The organism is Candidatus Termitispirillum reticulitermitis (assembly GCF_054655775.1).
In genome coordinates, this window is the sequence record NZ_BAAIHG010000216.1 from 1 (window position 1) to 643 (window position 643).

Here is a 643-nt window from a genome sequence, read left to right on the forward strand (position 1 = left end):
GCAGCCTGTGCCTCATGCACAGCATTTACCATAGCCTTGAACTCATCTGGCTCTGATGAAAATGCAACATCATGTCCGCCAAGCGTTCTGTCAAGCATAATATGCTTCTCTACCATCACTGCGCCTAGTGTTGCTGCTACCACCGCCGCCGTGATACCTTTTGTATGGTCGGAAAAGCCCAATTCTACATCAAAGGTGGCTCTCAACGTAGCCATAGCAGCAAGATTGCAGTCTGATACGGGCGCAGGATAGGCACTAGAACATTTCAACAGGATAATGTCATTGTTGCCCTCAGCCCTGCAAGTTTCCACAGCAAGCTGCACATCGGCAAGTTCAGCAACACCAGTTGATATTATCACAGGTCTTTTCTTGCTAGCGACACACTTGACAAGTTGCGTATCAAATATCTCAAAAGAGGCAATTTTGTAGGCTGGCACATCCAGTCCATACAGGAAGTCAACAGCCGTAGGGTCAAACGGGGTTGAGAAGAATTCCATGCCTAGTGAATGTGTCAACTGTTGCAACTCTTCGTGCCATTCCCACGGGGTGTATGCTTCCTTATATAGTTCATATAGTGTCTTGCCCGCCCATGGGGAACTAGCGGGTAGCTTAAAATGAGCGTTGTCACAGTCTATGGTGATAG

The 643-nt window shown here is 47.7% G+C and carries 1 protein-coding gene; it reads right to left on the minus strand.

The features are described from left to right. A partial coding sequence (locus AC1MDJ_RS08370) for an N-acetylneuraminate synthase family protein (RefSeq protein WP_479690452.1) occupies positions 1-643 on the minus strand: 643 nt, incomplete at both ends.